At 32.6% G+C, this 3,995-nt stretch carries 5 protein-coding genes; 4 read left to right on the forward strand and 1 reads right to left on the reverse strand.

From position 1 onward, the window contains the following. The 3 genes from ACJML3_RS03225 to recR form a co-directional block, all read left to right on the forward strand. On the forward strand, window positions 1-754 hold a 754-nt coding region (locus ACJML3_RS03225), incomplete at its 5' end, for a TaqI-like C-terminal specificity domain-containing protein (RefSeq protein ID WP_406020566.1). A gap of 105 nt (window positions 755-859) precedes the next feature. Beyond that, window positions 860-1,186, forward strand: coding sequence for a YbaB/EbfC family nucleoid-associated protein (locus ACJML3_RS03230; protein ID WP_406020568.1), 327 nt, complete (start codon window positions 860-862; stop codon window positions 1,184-1,186). A gap of 15 nt (window positions 1,187-1,201) precedes the next feature. Beyond that, the gene (gene recR / locus ACJML3_RS03235; RefSeq protein WP_406020570.1) at window positions 1,202-1,807 is read left to right on the forward strand and encodes a recombination mediator RecR; all 606 of its coding nucleotides are present in this window, start codon (window positions 1,202-1,204) and stop codon (window positions 1,805-1,807) included. A gap of 76 nt (window positions 1,808-1,883) precedes the next feature. On the opposite strand, the gene ACJML3_RS03240 is transcribed toward recR, so the two are convergent. After that, window positions 1,884-2,579: a helix-turn-helix transcriptional regulator gene (locus ACJML3_RS03240; protein ID WP_406020572.1), complete on the reverse strand. Its 696-nt coding sequence runs from the start codon at window positions 2,577-2,579 to the stop codon at window positions 1,884-1,886. Between the two features lie 414 nt (window positions 2,580-2,993). On the opposite strand from ACJML3_RS03240, the gene ACJML3_RS03245 reads away from it, so the two are divergent. Then, on the forward strand, window positions 2,994-3,995 hold a 1,002-nt coding region (locus tag ACJML3_RS03245; protein WP_406020574.1), incomplete at its 3' end, for an AAA family ATPase.

The raw sequence follows: 3,995 nt of genomic DNA on the forward strand, positions 1-3,995 counted from the left end.
TATTATTCTAACGCTTGAAAAATCAAAGCACAGATATCCAAAAGGTGAGGTTATAGTCAACATTAAAGACAGATCGTATGTTATAAGACGAGAAAGACCTTTAATGGACTTTAACTTTAGAATTCAGGACAGTGAAGCTAAGATATTAAAAAGAATTGATGAGAGTAAAAACTGTGTCTATCTAAAAGATCATGCAACCTTTGTGATGGGCATAGTTACAGGCTCAAATGAAAGTTCATTAAAAACACAAAAAAGTGATGATACACAGTGTGTTATAAGAGGCTTTGATGTTCACAAGTTTTATGTAGATACCCCAAATAACTATGTTTCCTCTGACTTTTCATCATTTCAGCAGATGGCAAAAGAGGAGCTGTACAGAAAAAAGGGCAGAATAATCTACAGATTTATTTCACGTTATCCTGTTTGTGCAATAGATGACAGTCAGTTGCTTACACTTAATTCAGCTAATTTCTTTATTTTAAATGATGAGATACTTGACCCCTACTATGTTGTTGGTATTTTAAACTCATCACTGATGAAGTTCTATTTTGAAAAGAAATTCTCTCAGCTTAAGGTTTTACGCTCACATCTTGAATCTGTACCTTTTATCCTTTGTGACAATGAGAGTAAAGATGAAATTGTCTCATTAGTCAAAAAGATAATGAGTCTTGATATTAAATCAGATACTAAAGTCTATGATGAGATAAAAGACAGGATTGATATAATTGTAAATAGAATATACAAGATTGATTGAAACAGAGAGTTATAAAGTTAAACGTTTCTTGGTGGTACAGATATTCTCTTTGTTTGCAAAAAAACATTCAATGAATTATCATTCTACAAGTTTGAATTTTAAAGGATGAATAACATGTTTAATATGGGAAATATGATGAAGCAGGCTCAGATGATGCAGGAGCGTCTGCAGAAGGCACAAGCTGAGATTGCTTCAATGGAAGTAACCGGTGAATCAGGTGCTGGCATGGTTAAGGTAACCATGAATGGTTCACATGAGGTTCGCCGTGTAGAGATTGATGACAGCGTTTTTGAGGACAAGGAAATTGCTGAGGACTTAATTGCTGCTGCATTTAATGATGCAACAAGACGAGTTGAAGTTCAGTCAAAGGAAAAGTTATCAGCTGTAACTGGTGGTATGCAGTTACCACCTGGCTTTAAGATGCCATTTTAGTGATATATAAATCATATGTCATCAAGCACACTTCTTGATGAGCTTATAAGAGCATTGCAGGTTCAGCCAGGTGTTGGACCTGCAAGTGCCTCAAGAATAGCTTATTATCTTTTAGACAGAAAACGCAAAGAGGGACTTAGTCTTGCTAAAGCCTTAACAGATGCTATGGATAAGATTTCCTATTGTCCAAAGTGCAGAAACTATACAGATAATGAAGGTGAGGAGTGTAAACTCTGTTCATCAGCTCAAAGAGCTACACAAAGGACAATCTGTATTGTTGAGCATCCTAATGATATTGAAGCTATTGAAAACAGCTCCTCATTTAATGGAAGTTATTTTGTGCTGCACGGGCATATCTCACCACTTGATGGCATTGGTCCAGACGCAATCGGACTTGATCTGTTAAAAAGCAGAATTGAAAATGAGCACATTCAAGAGGTTATTCTTGCACTAGGGCAGACTGTTGAAGGTGATGTTACCGCATCTTATATTGCAGCAATGGCAAAGAAAATGTCTGTTAAGGTCACAAGAATTGCAACAGGTGTTCCTTTAGGTGGATCTTTAAATACTGTTGATGGCAACACCCTTGCAATGTCATTTAACTACAGACATGATGTCTAAACATTTTAACTGCTATTCAAATCTAGTCTTAATCGTTCTAGAATTATCCTTTAACTGTTCTAAAACTATTCTAAAACTATTCTAAAACACAGCCTGATCTTTCTATTACTTTCCCGATAATAAAAATAGAGTTCTTTTCATCTTTGCTTAAGTAAACATCATCAACAGATGGATTATCCGATCTTAAAATCAGACCTCCATGCAAAGGAGAAATAAAACGTCTTACCATAATCCCATGATCTTTATCTGCAAAGGCATAAATCTGGCCGTCAATGATAGGTAACTGAGCATTACATTCAACTATCACATAGTCATTATTGCAAATAAGAGGAGACATGAAATCACCTGAAATCTTGAAGCATTTTAAATTTTCAGGACTGTTGATTCCCATCTTTTTGCAATAGCACCCTGATACTAGTATTTCTCTGTCATATCTGTGCTCAATAAATGAAATCTTATTACTGTCTTTATCATCAAACAAAACATCATATCTTTTAATCTTAACAAACTGTTTATCAGAATCAGAATAAATAGGACTTATAAGTTTTTCATCGGCTTTTTCAGATAAAACAGACAGTAGAGTATCAGCACTAATATTAAGAGCTGATGCAACACTCATAATGACTCTTGCACTTATGCAATCAAGATTGCAAGATAAAAGATTTTCAAATTCTAAGTCAGAGATATTAGCTTTTTTTATAAGTTCTGATCTGGACAGATAGTTACTATCTAACAGAGTATTTAATGATTGATAAGTTTCTTTTGCATTCATAACTGTATTCTCCTAAAAAGAGAGTAGTTGTCTTAATACTTTCTATCAAGTACTTATATGTATATGCACATTCATTGAGCAAAAATACATAAGAATTATGATATATGTTCAAAAAAAATGTGTTTATGATTATTAGCGGTGCATGAATGAATGTTCATTTGAATTGTCAGATAAATGTGTCAAAACTAATTTAAAGAAATTTCTGTCATTTCTGATGGAAATTCTCTTAACAAGGAATTCTTTAATGGCTTTAATATGAAAATTGGACAAATTAAATAGATAAGCTGTCATTTGTGATCTTTTTTTTAATGATTGTTCTTTATAGAGAGCCAGTGAAAATGTTCATTATAAATGTTGAATCAAAGTATATTTAGGCTAAAATAAAGCAAGTAAACACAAATACGGATAAAGAATATGAGTGATAATAAATTTAAAAGACTGCCATTTGGAACAGAGGAATTCTCTGTACTTAGAAAAGAGGATTACTACTATATAGATAAATCCTTATACATAAAGAATGTCTTTGAAAACTCAGCTTCCGTTATCCTTTTTACAAGACCAAGACGCTTTGGTAAAACTCTTTTAATGGATATGTTTGCCACATATTTAACTATTGGAGAAGATGGCAGTGATAACAGAGAGTTTAAAGAAAAAATCTTTGAAGGTCTTGAGATTCTAAAAGATAAAGAATTCACTGATGAATACATGGGACAGTTCCCTGTTATTTTCATTTCTCTTAAAAGTGCATATGGAGAGAATTTTGAACAAGCCTATGATTCATTAGCACGTATTGTAGTATGGCTATTTTCAGATTACGACTTTTTATTAGACAGTAAGAATCTGTCAAAAGATGAGATTGAAAACTATAGCAAATATCTAGATAGAGGATTTCTGTGTAATATAAATTCAATAGGATATGTAAAGGAAGCTTTAAAATTTCTATCAAACTGTCTTTATAAGCACTATAAAAAGAAAGTCATACTTTTAATCGATGAGTATGATGTACCTTTAGCAAAGGCATCAGAGAAAGGTTATCACGATGAGATGGTAACTCTTATAAGCCAGTTCTTTGATATCATGAAAATCACACCTAAGAAAAAGACCACAGAATATCCAATAGAAAAGATAGTTCTTACAGGCTGTTTAAAGGTAGCAAAAAACAGTATCTTTACAGGTGTAAACAATCTTTATGTGAATACAATTCTGTCAGAAAGTCCATCTTTTGATTCAATGATAGGATTTACAAAAGATGAGACTGTAAAGATATTAAAGGACTATGAACTTGATGATTACTTTCCTTTTGTAAAAGAGAATTATGATGGCTATAGATTCAATAAAAAGGAAATGTTCTGTCCATGGGTTTTAGTTTCTTTTATTAAAGATGCCATAGAAAAGAAATCACAGAATATCAAGGTA

This window comes from Succinivibrio sp. (assembly GCF_045124615.1).
Lineage (GTDB): Bacteria > Pseudomonadota > Gammaproteobacteria > Enterobacterales > Succinivibrionaceae > Succinivibrio > Succinivibrio faecicola.

What these genes read in the sequence shown, in the direction of transcription:
- ACJML3_RS03240 (WP_406020572.1), bottom strand. Translation starts at nt 2,579, where the DNA reads ATGAATGCAAAAGAAACTTATCAATCATTAAATACTCTGTTAGATAGT.
- recR (WP_406020570.1), top strand. Translation starts at nt 1,202, where the DNA reads ATGTCATCAAGCACACTTCTTGATGAGCTTATAAGAGCATTGCAGGTT.
- ACJML3_RS03230 (WP_406020568.1), top strand. Translation starts at nt 860, where the DNA reads ATGAATAACATGTTTAATATGGGAAATATGATGAAGCAGGCTCAGATG.